The sequence below is a fragment of the uncultured Anaerofustis sp. genome (genome assembly GCF_938029165.1).
Taxonomy (GTDB): Bacteria; Bacillota; Clostridia; order Eubacteriales; family Anaerofustaceae; genus Anaerofustis.
In genome coordinates, this window is record NZ_CALHFB010000007.1 from 1 (window position 1) to 16,306 (window position 16,306).

The 16,306-nt window shown below is 32.0% G+C and carries 10 protein-coding genes, 2 tRNA genes and 1 riboswitch; of the genes, 9 read left to right on the forward strand and 3 right to left on the reverse strand.

Annotated features, from left to right (window positions below; translation table 11 throughout):
* The 6 genes from Q0516_RS01205 to Q0516_RS01230 form a co-directional block, all read left to right on the forward strand.
* Nucleotides 1-269: restriction endonuclease subunit S (locus tag Q0516_RS01205; RefSeq protein WP_294468238.1), on the forward strand; the 269-nt coding region annotated here is incomplete at its 5' end.
* A 180-nt stretch (nucleotides 270-449) separates the two neighbouring features.
* The gene (locus tag Q0516_RS01210) at nucleotides 450-2,048 is read left to right on the forward strand and encodes an RNA-directed DNA polymerase (protein WP_294468241.1); all 1,599 of its coding nucleotides are present in this window, start codon (nucleotides 450-452) and stop codon (nucleotides 2,046-2,048) included.
* Nucleotides 2,049-2,419: 371 nt separating this feature from the next.
* Nucleotides 2,420-5,713, forward strand: coding sequence for a DEAD/DEAH box helicase family protein (locus Q0516_RS01215; RefSeq protein ID WP_294468243.1), 3,294 nt, complete (start codon nucleotides 2,420-2,422; stop codon nucleotides 5,711-5,713).
* 260 nt (nucleotides 5,714-5,973) lie between these two features.
* Nucleotides 5,974-6,213 (forward strand): hypothetical protein, encoded by a 240-nt coding sequence (locus Q0516_RS01220; protein WP_294468245.1) that lies wholly within the window; start codon nucleotides 5,974-5,976, stop codon nucleotides 6,211-6,213.
* Nucleotides 6,214-6,474: 261 nt separating this feature from the next.
* Nucleotides 6,475-9,987, forward strand: a complete 3,513-nt coding sequence (gene nifJ / locus Q0516_RS01225) for a pyruvate:ferredoxin (flavodoxin) oxidoreductase (RefSeq protein ID WP_294468246.1) — start codon at nucleotides 6,475-6,477, stop codon at nucleotides 9,985-9,987.
* A 339-nt stretch (nucleotides 9,988-10,326) separates the two neighbouring features.
* Nucleotides 10,327-11,664: an MATE family efflux transporter gene (locus Q0516_RS01230; RefSeq protein ID WP_257481187.1), complete on the forward strand. Its 1,338-nt coding sequence runs from the start codon at nucleotides 10,327-10,329 to the stop codon at nucleotides 11,662-11,664.
* Nucleotides 11,665-11,700: 36 nt separating this feature from the next.
* On the opposite strand, the gene Q0516_RS01235 is transcribed toward Q0516_RS01230, so the two are convergent.
* Nucleotides 11,701-12,612: a hypothetical protein gene (locus tag Q0516_RS01235; protein ID WP_294468253.1), complete on the reverse strand. Its 912-nt coding sequence runs from the start codon at nucleotides 12,610-12,612 to the stop codon at nucleotides 11,701-11,703.
* Between the two features lie 123 nt (nucleotides 12,613-12,735).
* The gene (locus Q0516_RS01240) at nucleotides 12,736-13,269 is read right to left on the reverse strand and encodes an inorganic diphosphatase (RefSeq protein ID WP_257481189.1); all 534 of its coding nucleotides are present in this window, start codon (nucleotides 13,267-13,269) and stop codon (nucleotides 12,736-12,738) included.
* Nucleotides 13,270-13,444: 175 nt separating this feature from the next.
* Nucleotides 13,445-13,517: riboswitch (Fluoride riboswitch) on the reverse strand.
* A gap of 266 nt (nucleotides 13,518-13,783) precedes the next feature.
* On the opposite strand from Q0516_RS01240, the gene Q0516_RS01245 reads away from it, so the two are divergent.
* The 3 genes from Q0516_RS01245 (at nucleotide 13,784) to Q0516_RS01255 (ending at nucleotide 14,975) form a co-directional block, all read left to right on the forward strand.
* Complete coding sequence (locus Q0516_RS01245; protein ID WP_294468255.1) at nucleotides 13,784-14,554, forward strand: YwaF family protein; 771 nt, start codon at nucleotides 13,784-13,786, stop codon at nucleotides 14,552-14,554.
* Between the two features lie 243 nt (nucleotides 14,555-14,797).
* Nucleotides 14,798-14,873: transfer RNA gene (locus tag Q0516_RS01250), tRNA-Pro, on the forward strand.
* 25 nt (nucleotides 14,874-14,898) lie between these two features.
* Nucleotides 14,899-14,975, forward strand: a tRNA-Ile gene (locus Q0516_RS01255).
* A gap of 568 nt (nucleotides 14,976-15,543) precedes the next feature.
* Here Q0516_RS01255 and Q0516_RS01260 read toward each other — a convergent pair.
* Nucleotides 15,544-16,026: a PTS sugar transporter subunit IIA gene (locus Q0516_RS01260; RefSeq protein WP_294468258.1), complete on the reverse strand. Its 483-nt coding sequence runs from the start codon at nucleotides 16,024-16,026 to the stop codon at nucleotides 15,544-15,546.
* Nucleotides 16,027-16,306: the final 280 nt, after the last annotated feature.

A 16,306-nucleotide genomic window follows, 5' to 3' on the forward strand; every position in this document is an offset into this window, starting at 1 on the left:
TAAAACAAATAATAGGGGTTGAAATAATACCTCAGGCAATAGAAGATGCTAAAATAAATGCAAAAATTAATAATATAAATAATGGTACTACTATAAATTATTTATCAATTAAAAATTTAAAAAATATTGAAATAATATTACCCCCAATAGAACTACAAAACCAATTTGCCGATTTTGTAAAACAAACGGAAGAAATTAAAGAGAAGGTGCAGAAATCACTTGATGAAACGCAGGTGTTGTTTGATAAGTTAATGCAAGATTATTTTTAGGGGTTTTATCCCTAAAACCCCACGACTTTTTTATTCGCCTAAAAAAGTCGGAAAAAAGGACTCCACTGGGCGTGGAGTCTAAATGCTTTTAACGCCTGCGTAAAACTCTGCCCGAGTTTTACTGGCGGAAAAGCTACCCCGCCATGGATTGTTTGGGGGGAGATGATTTGAGGAGAGGATATGGAAGAAGATAGAAGATTGGAAGAATATGAATTAAATAAAGATGATTTTATTAATCAAATATGTAAATATGGTTATCTTTCTGAACAAATTCCAGAGTGTTTTAATACGAATGCATTTATTGAAAAATTAAATGATTTGATAGAAATAACACATACGAATGATAAAAAAATTATAACTCAATGTACGGATTTATCAATATATAAAGATGATTTATCTAGAAGAATTATATCTCTTCCTAATCCTAAATCATTTTTAAGATTAGTAAAATATATTGGAGAATATTTTGAAGAGATAAAAAAAATTGCATATAGTGAAAACTCTTTATCGCCAATAAATAGATTTAGTGATTATAATGCCGATATGAAAAAATTTTTAAACATTGAAAATTTAAGAGATGATAATATTATAAAGAGTGATTTTATTGAAAATAAAAGGACTAATATAAAAATTTCTTTAGGATATAAATATTGTTTAAAATTAGATATTGCAAATTGCTATAATTCAATATATACACATTCAATTTCATGGGCTGTTTGCGGCAAAGAAAATTCTAAAAAGATTAATCAAAATAATAAGAAAAATAAAAATAAAGTTAAGATAACATTACCAGAAGATATAAAGAAAAAATATAAAATATGTGATAATTTAGATAAATATATTAGAGAATTAAACTTTAATGAAACAAGCGGAATTATTACAGGTCCTTTCACTTCAAGAATATTTTCAGAAATAATTCTTTCGGGAATAGATAAGGAATTGGATAATAAAGGTTTTGTTTTTAAAAGGTATGTTGATGATTATCAATTTTATTTTAAAACAAAATTAGAGGCTGAAAATTCTTTAAGCTCTATAATTGAAATTTTACGAAAATATAAATTTAATATAAATGAGGCTAAGACTGATATTTTAGAATATCCTTTTAATATGTTATCAGATTTAAAGGTTAAGTTTAAAAATGCTATGGAAGAAAATGGAGTATTTGAAGTATTAAATACGGCAAATGTTTTATATGATGCAGGAGAAAAAGGGGCATATAAATATGCGTTAAAAGTAATTAAAGATAAAGATGTTACAATTGATTTTGATATTATTCTTCCAACTTTAATAAATATTATGACATTAAATTATAGATATGGTAAATATATACTACCTTTTTTAAAAAAAAATATTGATAAAATAGAAAAAAATAAATTTAGCGAATTTATAAATACAGAGTTATCAAATGCAATAAAAAAAGGTTATCAACAAGAAGCTTTAATGTTTTTAAGTTTTATAAAAAAATTAAAATTAAAAATCACATCAGATAATTTAATAAATGTTTTAAAAAATGGAGATGATTTTTCAATTATAATTGCATTGGATATAATAAAAAATTGTAAGAGTTTAATTGATTTTGGAACAAATTGTATAATAAAAATTTATAGAGAAATTGTAAAATTAAAAAAGAATTTAAAAAGTGAAAATTATAATGGTGCAAGATGGTTATTAATATATGAAATTCAAAGACATAAGTTAATAAGTCGATTTAATATAGAAAGTACAGATGAATTTTTTAATAAGATGAAAAAATTAGGTATTTCATTTTATGAGGAATAATAAAACATATTTACATAATATTTTTTATTCATAAGTTGGGGTAGCTTTTCTGTCCGTAAAATGCGGGTAGCATTTTGTGAGACATTGAAAAGCGTTAAAGCCTTCACGGCGTTTTAATGAAAGCCTTTTTGACTGTTTACTGTTTCAAAGAAACAGCTGAGTTTTTATAAAAACTCAGGAAGCTGAAAGCTTTAAACAACATGAGCGATTTTTTAATAAAAAATTGCGAATGACATAATTATTATTTTTTTTGCTTCGGCAAAAATATGGTCGGGTTGTTAAGGGTGGAAAACCCTTAAATATGGGGTGTAAGAGGCAAATCCCCTTAAAAAAGGTTTTTAAGGGAACTCCCTTAAGGAAAGGAGAAAGTTATGACCAACTTTGATTTTCTTTTAAAAGAGAAGAAGTTTGAAAGTTTTGCAAATATTGCCGTATCTGCAGAAAAGATATTTAATATAGACATGGAAGCCTGCGCCGTAAACTGCAGAAAGGCTATGGAAATAGCGATAAAGTGGATTTACAGCGTTGACGGAATACTGGAAAAACCATACAGGGATAATCTGCAAACACTTATGAACAGCGAAGAGTTTAGGGATATTATAGACAGTGATCTATATAAGAGAATGGACTTTATAAGAATTGTGGGGAATAATGCTGCTCATAACAATAAAAATGTAAGCGTGGAACAGGTTAAACTTTCACTTGAAAATCTGTTTGAATTTATGGACTTTGTGGCTTACTGTTATGCCGACAACTACGAAGAAGGAAAATATGACCCTTCACTTCTTGAAAGAAAAGAAGAAGAAAAGGTAAAAAAAGAATTTGCAAACATAGGCTTGGAAAAACTTTTAAAGGAAAACGAAGAGTTAAGGAAACAGCTTTCAGTAAAAGGAGAGACAAAGAGAGAAACCTATATTCCGAAATCACTGGACTTATCGGAATTTAAGACAAGAAAAATATATATAGATACCATGCTTTATGATGTAGGCTGGGTAGAAGGCAAAGACTGGGTAAATGAGGTTGAAGTTAAAGGAATGCCAAACAAAGGCGGGGTAGGATATATAGATTATGTTTTATATGACGATACAAAGGTACCTCTTGCGATTATAGAAGCAAAGAAACTTTGCAAAGACCCTTCTGCCGGAAGACAGCAGGCTAAACTTTATGCGGACATTTTGCAAAAAGAGTACGGAAGAAGACCCGTTATATTTTTGACAAACGGATTTAAAACACTTATAGACGACGGGACGTATCAGGAAAGAGAAGTATCTTTTATATATTCAAAAAGGGATTTGGAAAAGCTCTTTAATTTAAAGACCTCAAGGGAAAGTTTAAAATACATAAAAATTGATAATAACATTGCGGGAAGATATTATCAGGAAGGAGCGGTAAAGGCAGTTTGCGACAGCTTTGAAAAGAAGAGAAGGAAGGCTCTTCTTGTAATGGCAACGGGATCTGGAAAGACAAGAACCGTAATATCCCTTTGCGACGTGCTTTTAAAAAAAGGCTGGGTTAAAAATATTTTATTTTTGGCAGATAGAAATTCTCTTGTAACACAGGCGAAGAGAAATTTTGTGAATCTGCTTCCAAACCTTTCCGTAACCAATTTATGCGAAGACAAAGAAAATTATTCGGCTCACTGTGTATTCTCCACTTATCAAACAATGATAAATGCTATAGACAGCATAAGGGACGAAAAAGGAAGAATGTTCAGCTGCGGGCATTTTGACCTTTTAATATGTGACGAGGCACATAGGTCGATTTACAATAAATACAAAGAGATTTTTAAATACTTCGACGCTCCTTTGGTCGGGCTGACTGCAACCCCTAAGGACGAAGTAGGGAAAAACACATATGATATATTTGAACTTGAAAATGGTGTTCCAACTTATGGGTATGAATTGGGACAAGCTGTAAAAGACGGATATTTGGTAGATTTTGTAACCATTGAAACAAAGCTCAAGTTTATGGAAGAGGGAATAAGCTACAATGATTTGGATGAAGAAGAAAAGGAAGAGTACGAAAATACTTTTAAAAATGAAGACGGAACCATTCCTATACATATAGACTCTTCAAAGTTAAATTCCTTTGTTTTTAACGAAGACACCATAAAGCAGGTTTTAAATACGTTGATGACGGACGGGCTAAAAATCGATTATGGAGAAAAAATAGGAAAAAGCATAATCTTTGCAAAAAACCACAAACACGCAGAAAAGATACTTGAAGTATTTAATAAGGAATATCCTCATTTAAAGGGATATGCTGCAGTTATAGATAATTACACAAACTATGCACAAAGTACGATTGATGAATTTTCCATGTCCGATAAGTTGCCGATGATTGCCATTTCCGTTGATATGCTGGATACGGGAATAGACATACCGGAAATACTAAACCTTGTATTTTTCAAAAAAGTAATGAGCAAGGCGAAATTCTGGCAGATGATAGGAAGAGGCACAAGACTTTGCGAAGGGCTTATTGACGGAGAGGATAAGAAGAACTTTTATATATTTGATTTTTGTTCTAACTTTGAATTCTTTTCCATGGGAGGAGAAAGCAAAGAAGCAGGGGAAGTTACAACCCTTCAAAGCAGTATATTTAATCTTGAATTTAATCTTTGCTTTAAACTTCAAGACAGTGCTTATCAAAATGATGAGCTAAAGGTTTTTAGAGATAAATTGGTTGATGATCTAATAAGAAAAGCAGGAAGACTTAATAAAGATAACTTTGCGGTCAGAAAACATATTCGGATTTTAGATAAATATCTTAACAAAGGAAGTTATAATGTAATAGATTTTAGGGAGTTACAGGAAGTAAAAGAAGAACTTTCGCCTTTGATTCTTCCTGATGAAGACGATTCAAGAGCAGTAAGGTTTGACGCACTTATTTATATGGTGGAACTTTCCATATTGGATAGAAATAAATACATAAGGGGAATAAGTGATATAGAAAAAAGAGCAAGTGCATTAAACAAGATTACAACCATACCGGAAGTTATGTATAAAAAAGATATAATAAAAAAAGCTTCCGACAGAGAGAGACTGAACAATATGGATATTGAAGAGCTTGAAGAAATAAGAAAAGCTCTTCGTGATTTGATGAAATATATTCCAAAGAACAAAAAGAATATTTACACCACTCATTTTGGCGATAATATACTTTCAAAAGTTGTTAATGCTTCATCATTTAGTGATGACGGGCTTGAAAATTACAGGGAAAAAGCAGAGTATTATATTAGAAATCATATGGATGAAGATGTAATTGTAAAAATAAGAAGCAACCGACCACTTAAAAAGGAGGATATTAATAAGCTTGAAGATATATTATGGAATAAGATAGGCTCAAAAGATGATTACAAAGAGGAGTTTGGCGACAAACCTCTCGGTGAATTCGTAAGGCATATTGTAGGTCTTGACATGAATGCTGCAAAGAAAGCTTTTGGGGAATATTTAAGCAATGTAAATCTTAACAGCGAACAGATATATTTTGTAAATCAAATTATAGAGTACATAGTAAAAAACGGAATGATAAATGATTTGAGCGTTCTTAGAGAATCTCCGTTTACCGATTGCGGAAGCGTTGTTGATTTATTTGAAGATATGAATGTTTGGATGGGACTTTTAAGCGTTATTGACGGGATTAATTCTAATGTGATTGGTATGTAAGTGAGTTATAATATGATAAAAAGCAGATAAAAAAAGTTGATATTTAATTTATTTAAATCGTACTTTATTTATATTTATTTTTTACTGATATATAATTAAGAAATAATATAAACTCAACTCCATACATTTAAATTAACTATACTATAAATGAATATGAAAAAAAGATTATAACTTAGAATATGAAATAAGAGTGTATTAATTAAATACATTAAAGTAGAAAGACATAAAACAATAAACGATTTCTTATAATACGCCTAATCATGGATATAGAGTTCAGTCTGCAGATACTTAAAATAGATAATATACTAATATTAATCGAAAAACATGTATTCTTTATTGCTGAAACAAAAGGATCTATGAGTACTTTAGATCTTCGTCCCGCTGAAAAGGCAAAAATAGACTGTGCAAAAAAATTATTTAATGAAATGTCTACAAGCAAGGTAAAATATGGCAAAGTAAGTAGCTATAAAGATCTATTAAATATCATTAGCTCAATATAAATTTTTTTCATTATTAACAGCTCACTTAATCGTTACACATGTAATGTAATATACAATAAAAAGTGAGCTTTTTCTTATACTGAAAACGCTGTCAAATCCTCTTGTTTAAAGGTTTTGTTTTAAATTGGCATAAATCCTCTTTTTTTGAAATTTTTTTAACTTTATCCTTTATTTTTTAAGTATTTTTTATTATAATGGGAAAGATGTAAATATATAATAATATAATTTAAGATAAATATTTTTAGGAGGATATATTATATTATGGCTAAAAAAATGAAAACTATGGATGGGAATACGGCTGCTGCTTATTGCTCTTACGCCTTTACTGAAGTTGCCGGAATTTACCCAATCACACCGTCTTCTCCAATGGCTGAATGCATTGACGAATGGTCTGCTTCAGGCAAGAAGAATATATTCGGTGAAACTGTAGATGTTATTGAACTTCAATCTGAAGCAGGTGCTGCCGGTGCGGTACACGGTTCATTATCATCAGGTGCTTTAACAAGTACATATACAGCATCACAAGGTCTGCTTCTTATGATACCTAATATGTACAAAATCGCAGGGGAATTACTTCCCGGAGTATTCCACGTATCTGCAAGATGTTTGGCATCACACGCTTTAAATATTTTCGGTGACCATACTGACGTTATGGCTGCAAGACAAACAGGTTTTGCTATGCTTGCTTCTAACTCTGTTCAGGAAGTTATGGACCTTGCAAGTGTTGCTCACTTAAGTGCTATCAAAGGAAGAATTCCTTTCATTCACTTCTTTGACGGTTTCAGAACAAGTCATGAAATCCAAAAAATCGAAGAAATGCCTTATGAAAAATTAGCTGAAATGGTTGATTATGATGCAGTTCAAGAATTTAAAAATAACGCATTAAACCCTGAACATCCTACAACCAAAGGTACTTGTCAGGGACCTGAAATCTTCTTCCAGGCAAGAGAAGCTTCTAACAAATTCTACGAAGCTATCCCTGCTATCGTAGCTGATTACATGAAAGAAGTATCAAAGATCACAGGAAGAGATTACAAACCTTTCAACTACTATGGTGCACAAGATGCAGAAGATATCATCGTAGCAATGGGTTCTGTATGTGATACTATCGAAGAAACTATAGATTATTTAAATAAAAACGGAGAAAAAGTAGGTTTACTTAAAGTTCATCTTTACAGACCATGGGCTCCTGAATACATGTTTGAAGTTCTTCCAAAGACTGTTAAGAGAGTAGCTGTTCTTGACAGAACAAAAGAACCCGGTGCACCTGGACAGCCTTTATACTTAGACATCAAAGATTCTTTCTACGGAAAAGAAAATGCTCCTTTGATCGTTGGCGGTATCTACGGTCTTGGTAGTAAAGATACTACACCTTCTCATATCAAAGCTGTTTATGATAATTTAAAACAAGCAAATCCTAAAAATGATTTCACAATCGGTATCGTTGATGACGTTACAAATAAATCACTTGAAGTAAAAGAAGATATCGTTACAGCTCCCGAAGGAACTATTTCTTGTAAATTCTGGGGTCTTGGTTCAGACGGTACTGTAGGTGCTAACAAATCTGCAATCAAAATCATCGGTGATAACACCGATATGTATGCTCAAGGTTACTTTGCATATGACTCTAAGAAATCAGGCGGTGTTACCGTTTCTCACTTAAGATTCGGTGAAGAACCAATCAAATCAACTTACCTAATCGCTGATGCTGACTTCGTATCTTGTTCAACACAAGCTTACGCTGAAAGCTATGACATGGTAAGTGATGTTAAACCGGGCGGTATATTCCTTCTTAACACAGTTTGGAATATGGATCAGCTTGAAAGACATCTTCCAAAAGAAGCTAAACAATATATTGCTAACAACAATATCAGATTCTATACAATAAATGCTACGAAAGTAGCTGAAGAAATCGGTCTTGGTAGAAGAACAAACATGATCATGCAGGCTGCATTCTTCAAACTTTCAGAAGTTATCCCTTACGACGAAGCTGAAAAACTTCTTAAAGACTCAGTAAGAAAAACTTACGGTAAAAAAGGTGATAAGATCGTTAACATGAATATCGCTGCTATCGAAAACGGCGTTAGCGAACTTGTTAAGATCGAAGTACCTGAAAGCTGGAAAACAGCTAACAACGAACCAAAAGCAAAAGCTGAAAGAACTGATTTCGTAGAAAACGTATGTGATATCATGAACGCTCAAAAAGGTGATACACTTCCTGTATCAGCATTTGACGGTTATGAAGACGGTACTTTCCCTAACGGAACAGCTAAATACGAAAAGAGAGGAGCTGCGGTTAACGTACCTGTATGGGACGCAAACAAATGTATCCAATGTAACCAATGTTCATACGTTTGTCCTCACGCAACTATCAGACCTTTCTTATTAGACGAAGAAGAAAAGAATAATGCTCCTGAAGGTTTTGAAACATTAGAAGCGAAAGGACCGGGAGTTGAAGGATATAACTTCAGAATCCAAGTTTCTTCTTATGACTGTTTAGGATGCGGACAATGTGTTGAAATTTGTCCTACAAACGCAATCAGTATGACACCTATAGATGATGTTCTTGAAGAAGAAGGCGCACATTGGGATTATGCAATGAGCCTTTCTAAGAAAGACGTTAATGTAAACAAATTTACAGTAAAAGGAAGTCAGTTCCAAACACCGTTACTTGAATTCTCGGGTGCATGTGCGGGCTGTGTTGAAACTCCTGTTGCTAAGCTTGTTACACAATTATACGGGGACAGAATGTATATCGCAAATGCTACAGGTTGTTCTTCAATCTGGGGTGCATCTGCTCCAACAACACCTTATACTGTTAACGAAAAAGGACAAGGTCCTGCATGGGCTAACTCATTATTCGAAGATAATGCTGAATTCGGTTACGGTATGTACCTAGGCGTTAAGAAAATGAGAGATACTATTGCTCATAAACTTGAAAACTTAGTAGCTGATGACAGTGTAAAAGCTGATGTTAAAGATGCTGCAAAAGCTTGGTTGGACGTTAAAGACAAAGGCGAAGAAAGTAAAGAAGCAAGTGCTAAATTAGTTGAAGCTCTTGAAGCATGCGGATGTGATAATGCTGACGCTAAATACGTATTAGCTAACAAAGACCAACTAGTTAAGAAATCATTCTGGATGTTCGGTGGTGACGGCTGGTCATACGATATCGGTTACGGCGGACTTGACCATGTACTGGCTTCTAACGAAGACGTTAACGTTCTTGTATTCGATACAGAAGTTTACTCTAATACAGGCGGTCAATCTTCAAAAGCTACTCCTGCAGCTGCAATTGCTGAATTCGCTGCTTCAGGTAAGAAGACTAAGAAGAAAGACTTAGGTATGATGGCTAAGACTTACGGTTATGTATACGTAGCACAAGTTGCTATCGGAGCTGACAGAAACCAATTAATCAAAGCTATCAAAGAAGCCGAAGCTTACAACGGACCATCACTAATCATCGCTTACTCTCCATGTATCAACCATGGTATAAACATGACTAAAGCAGGTGAAGAAGCTAAAAAAGCTGTTGAAGTAGGTTACTGGCACTTATACAGATATAATCCTGAACTATTGGCAGAAGGTAAAAATCCATTCATCTTAGACAGCAAAGAACCTAAATTTGACGGTTTCCTTGATTTTATCAAAGGTGAAAGAAGATACGCTTCTCTTGCTAAAGCTTTCCCTGATAAAGCAGATGCTTTATTCGAAAAGAACAAAGAAGACGCTATGGAAAGATATGCGGGATACAAAAAATTAGCTGAACAAGAATAATATATTCTCTAAATAAAAAGACACCTTTAGGGGTGTCTTTTTATATGAGTTTTAAAACATGCTTATAGATATTTTACTTATTTAATTTTGTTATTTATAAAAGAGTTTGAATTATATGTTATAAATATAATTTTATAGGGTTGTTTTAATCTAACAAAGTAGATCCTCTTTAAAATCCTTTTTGTATTTAAAACTTGATTTCAAAAATACCATTAAAATTAAGTCAAAATAATTATATTCTGTTTTCATTTATATTGTAGTTTTTAACCTATCGTGGTACTATATTTATATTGTAATAAAGGCTTTTAAGAGTCTTTTTGTTTTTTGTAGGAGTTTTTTATGAAAGATATGACAAAAGGTAATATATTTAAAATCCTTATAATGTTCTCTCTTCCTCTTATACTAAGCGGTATCCTTCAGCAGCTTTATACCATAGTGGATTCCGTAATCGTAGGAAATGTGGTAGGGGAAGATTCTCTTGCAGCAATAGGGGCGACCAACGGTATCACATTCCTTATACCAAATCTTTTGATGGGATTTACTACCGGGGTCTCTATTTTGGTATCCAACTATTACGGAGGAGATAAAAAAGAATTTATACCTAAGATAACCGCTTCATTTGTGATAACTCTTACCCTTATATTTACCATTGTAAGCGGAGTTTGCGGGGTGTTTACCGAGAAGATAGCATATCTTTTGAATACACCTTCCAATATCATGGCTCTTACGGTTTCTTATCTAAGGATATTATTTTTAGGTGTACCGTTCCTTACCGTTTACAATATATACTCCGCACTTTTCAGAGGGATAGGAGACAGCAGAAATCCGTTTATCGCCATAGTCATTGCGGCAATCACGAATGTAGTCCTTGACCTTATATTCGTGATAAACTTTCATATGGGAGTATCGGGGGCAGCAATAGCTACCATAACGGCACAGTGCTTCTCCGCAGTTTATCTTGTGATTGTGGCGATAATAAAATATAAACTCCTTCATTTTAAACTCAGTTTTAAATCTGTTAATTCAAATATGTTAAAAGCAGGATTTTCTCTCGGACTTCCCGTAGCGCTTCAATCCAGTATAGTTTCATTCGGCTCACTGCTTCTTCAAAATATTATGAACGGTTTCGGTTCCAATGTAGTTGCGGGTATCACTACTGCGTACAAAGTAGACAGCTTATCTCTGCTTCCGGTGATAAATGTGTCAAGCGCACTTTCCACATTTACCGCTCAAAATGTGGGAGCCAAGAACAGAGAAAGGGTAGAAATGGGATTTAAGGCGGGAGCCATGATAATTCTCCCTGTATCTATACTTACCGCACTTATAGTCGTTCTTGGGGGAAGCAGTTTTCTTTATATGTTCGGTGTTTCCGATGAAGTATGCTATATAGGTAAGACTTTCCTTTACACTTGCAGTATATTCTATATCGTCTTTGCCCTTCATAATCTCTTCGTCGGATTTTTGCAGGGCACGGGGAGCGTCGTTATCACTGCGGCGAGTAATGTTATTAGCCTCTTTGTAAGACTAACACTTTCCTATATGTTTGCGTCTGTGTTTGGTTTTAGGATAATAGCTTACAGTGAAATCATTTCATGGATAGTCGGTGCTATTATCGTATTTATATACTATAAGAAAAAGACATGGCTGAAAAGATTAGAGGTAAATGAATTAAAATAAAATGACACTTATATCCTAAGTGTCATTTTTTACTATCTACTTTTCTTCTTTTATCTTTCTTATCAAATAACCTTCGCTTAGTCCGTAGTCGCTGACAATTATATTTTCTGCATAAGTCTTGTCTATTATACTGTCAAGTATCAATATCCCCGGGATTATCGTATGCACTCTGTCGGGGCATGATTTGATTATAAGCTCCTTTGCTTTACTGTAATCATTAAGTAATACTTTCTTAAGTTCCTTAAATTTACTAAGCTGTATTACTTTATTATCTTTATTTAAGTCGAAATGATTATTTATAAGCTTTAATAGGGAATAAGCAGTCCCGCCGATCATACATATGCTTTTGATATTTTTATACTTATCAAAGGAAAATGAGTCAGTGTCATTTATTTCTTTAGATATATTTTTAGTGATGATTTCTATTTCTTCTTTAGCGGGAAGAAAATCATGTACGAATTTTTTATATAGATTTAGGGAGCCTATAGGAAAGCTTATATCTTCTTTCTTTTCACCGTTCATGAAAGAAACTGCTTCACTGCTCCCGCCTCCGATGTCTATCATTAACCCGTCTGTTATATCTATATCTTCCATTATACCTTTAAATCCAAGTGTAGCTTCGTCTTTTGAGCTTAAAACATCTATCCTGCATTCAGTCAGCTTGAATATTTCATCGGTGACTTCTGTTGTATTTTCGATATTCCTTATTGAAGCTGTTGCATAGATATAATACTTATCTACCGAGAAGTTTTTTATCAGAGATATGTATTCATTGAGTACCTCCACGGCTTTTATGATACCTTCATATGTCATTATATTGTTTTCGATATGGTATGCCAGTCCCGCAGTTATCCTGTTTGAAAAAAGTATATTTATTTTATCATTTTTTATTTTATATACTCTGAGCTTTATTGAGTTTGAACCTATATCTATTACTGCGTATTTCATTTTATTATCCTTTCCGTTAAGTGTTATAGGTTTTAATATGTTTTATTATCTAATTTAATGTAATATTATATCAGATAAATATAAAAAAGAAAACCCGAAAGGGTTCTCTTTGGTACATATTTACTATTTATTGAAATGTTTATCGTAATGAACGATCGCTCTTTCTATTACTTCTTTTGCGTCATCTACTCCAAGCACCTTTTCGACTGTGGTTTCCTTATGTTCCAAAGTCTTATATACACTGAAGAAATGCTGGATTTCTTCAAATATATGGTAAGGTAAATCATTTATGGTTTCGCAGTTATTATATGTCGGATCGTTGAAAGGAATAGCTATTATCTTTTCATCGTTTTCTCCGTCATCTATCATATTAAGTACTCCGATAGGGTAACATCTTATAAGGCTCGTAGGCTGTATCTTTTCACTGCAAAGAACTATTACATCGAGAGGGTCTCCGTCTTCTCCGTATGTCCTCGGTATAAATCCGTAGTTGCCCGGATAATGAGTAGAAGTATATAGTATCCTGTCTACGATGATATATCCTGTTTCTTTGTCAAGTTCGTATTTTACATTGCTTCCTTTCGGAATTTCTATAAAAGCTATAAAATCATCAGCTTTAATTCTAGACTTATCTATATTATGCCAAATGGTGTTCATATAAGTCCTCCTTTATAAATGAATATCTTTATTTAAGTTTACACTAATATATGGAAAATGCAATACAAAATTTTATTATTTTGTATCATAAATATGGTCTGAAATCATCAAAACTTCCTATCTAAATAAAAAATGACTCTTACATTGCAGTAATGGGCATTTTATATACTCTTCTGCTAAATCAGAAGTCATCAGCTTGTTAAGGCGGTTCAGGTAAACCTTGGGAGAATTTCATTCCCGTCTTTTCATATATTATTGTAAAATAAATATACTATATAATATTTTTGCCGTGAAGATGATTTTATCACATATCCTTATAATAAGTGCAGTTGTTATTATATATTGATATTTCTTATTCTTGATTTAGTATCATAATATAACAAATTTCAGCAAATATCATATATATTATTATTTATATCTACATAATATATAAAAAAGAGAATTTAAAAAATTATGGTATAATATATAATATGACATATAAATTATAGATTTTTTATCATCATAGGAGGAACATATGGACTTTTTAAGTATTCAAAATACATCTTCGGCTTTTTCAAGATTCAGCCTTTATCATTTGATACCTTTAGGGATCTGTATATTAATGTGCGGGATACTATATTTACGAAGAAGACAGATAAGAAGAAACGGAAGGGGGAGATGGTATTTCCTGTTTCTGGGCTTCTTAGCTTTTCTTTTTGAAGTTATATATATAGTATGGAATTATGCGATCGTCGGAGATGATAATATAATATACGCCGTTCCTTTTGATTTTACCTTTGCGGCAATGATACTTTCGGTACTTCTGTACGCAACGAGAAAACAAATATTCTTTGATTTACTTTACTTTATTTCTTTCTTTTCTGTAATTAATTTGATATTTGCGGACTTTGGAGGTTATGGTATAAATCATTTCAGATATTATCAATTTTTTATCTGCAATATATTTGTAGTATTCTCTGCTATGTATTTTACTTTTATAGAATATAAAAATATAAAGAACATTAAATCATTATTTAATTATGGTGTATTTATAGTGTTATTGATTGCTTTTAACGCGCTTATAAGCTTTATAAGCGGGTTTGATTATATAGACACAATGTTTTCTTATATACCGTCTTTGATTACGTCAGCGGCGGGAGGAGTCCTTGGGACCGTTATACTTATAGCCGTCAGTATAATGCTCGCACTTGTAACATACCTTCCTTGGATGATTTACAATAAAACAACAGAGGAAAAATACTCGCTTCATAAAGATGAAAAAATAGAAAAGAAAGCAGAAATTTGATTTTTATGTCATTTATATCAAAATGCTTTCTTATTAAATGTGTGTAACTTTTCTGTTCATATTAAATAAAATTTAGGATTTAATAGGTCAGATAAAGTATATTAAATTTTGGAATTTCAAATTTTATTTAAGTAAATTTCGTCATTTTACAAAGTAAAAATTTTATAAAAAATACATGAAAAAAATTACATTATTCTCTTGACAATTTTTCATTTTTACTGTATTATATAACCTGTGTCAAGTCGAGGTGTAGCGCAGTTGGTAGCGTACGTGGTTTGGGACCATGGGGCCGGGGGTTCGAGTCCCTTCACCTCGACCATTATTTTTTATAAGACACATTTTTGGGGCCTTTAGCTCAGTTGGTTAGAGCATCCGGCTCATAACCGGACGGTCCGGGGTTCGAGTCCCTGAAGGCCCACCATTATATGAATTTAAACATCTTTCTAAAAGAAAGATGTTTTTTTGTTTTTATTTATAAAAACAAAATCAAGCAAAGCTTGAGAATTCATATGAGCGGAAAATAACGAAGTTATTTTTTACGAATAGTCGGTAGCTATATAGAAAAAACTGACTTTATGAGAACAAGCCTAATAATGCTTGTTATATAAATATTACATATAAAACAAAATCAAGCAAAGCTTGAAAATTCATATGAGTGGAAAATAACGAAGTTATTTTTGCGAATAGTCGGTAGCTATAGAGAAAAAACTAAAATTACAAGTATGAATAAAACATAAAAAATTAGCGTAGCTAATGATTTTATAGAGGGGAAAACCAAAGGGTTATTTTATATACAGTCATTAGTTATCTTAAAAATACTGACATAACGAATATATACTAATATATAATAAGTTTATAAATGAAAATAAATATATATAATCATGATAAGATTGTTTATTATAATCAGTATTTTGACAAATACTTTTATTACAATTTGTTTTTTTGATTATAAAAAAGATAAACCCGGTTAAAGTTTATCTTCATATAATTTATTGATCTTTTATTATTTTGATTATTTCTTTTGGAGTATCGGCTTTTTTTAACTCAAGCAATACCTTTTCATTGCTTAGGGTACACATTATTTTTTGAAGTACGTTCAGCTGGTCTTTCGGAGCATTTACCGCAAGCATGAAAACAAGTTCTATATCGAGCCTTTTTGAAGAAGTCCCCATTTCTATAAATTGAATAGGCTTTTTCAGCTTTGCAATAGTTATGCATGAAGTCAGAACATGTTCTACATCTGTATGGGGTATTGCAACTTTGACGCCCGGAGAAGGCAGCCCGGTGGGAAATATTTTTTCTCTTTTTATTATTGCATCTTTAAAACTGTTTTTAACAAAATTTTTATTATATACGACTTTAGATAAGTTCGTAAGAAGCTCTTCTTCGTTATTTGCTTCTACATCAAATAAAACCAAATCTTCATAAAGTAAATCTCCTATATCCGTTTTTTTTGTTTTTTCTTTATCCATTTTGCTTACCTCATTTGATAGATTTGCTTTTGCTTGGCGTAAACAAAAGCAATTTAAGTTAAATACCTTGTTAAGATATTAATTAAAAATAAAGAAGTGGTATGATTTTGAATTATAGCATAAATAAATTTATTTTTAAATAAGCTTTTGCCTCTGTAAGTTCCTATGATTTCCCAATAAAAGTACTTAGGAAAACTTTTCCTAAGTATGGTTTTTATCTTTGAAAATCGTATTATTATCAAAATATTTTATCAAACTCTTTAAATAAAAGGTTTAGCTT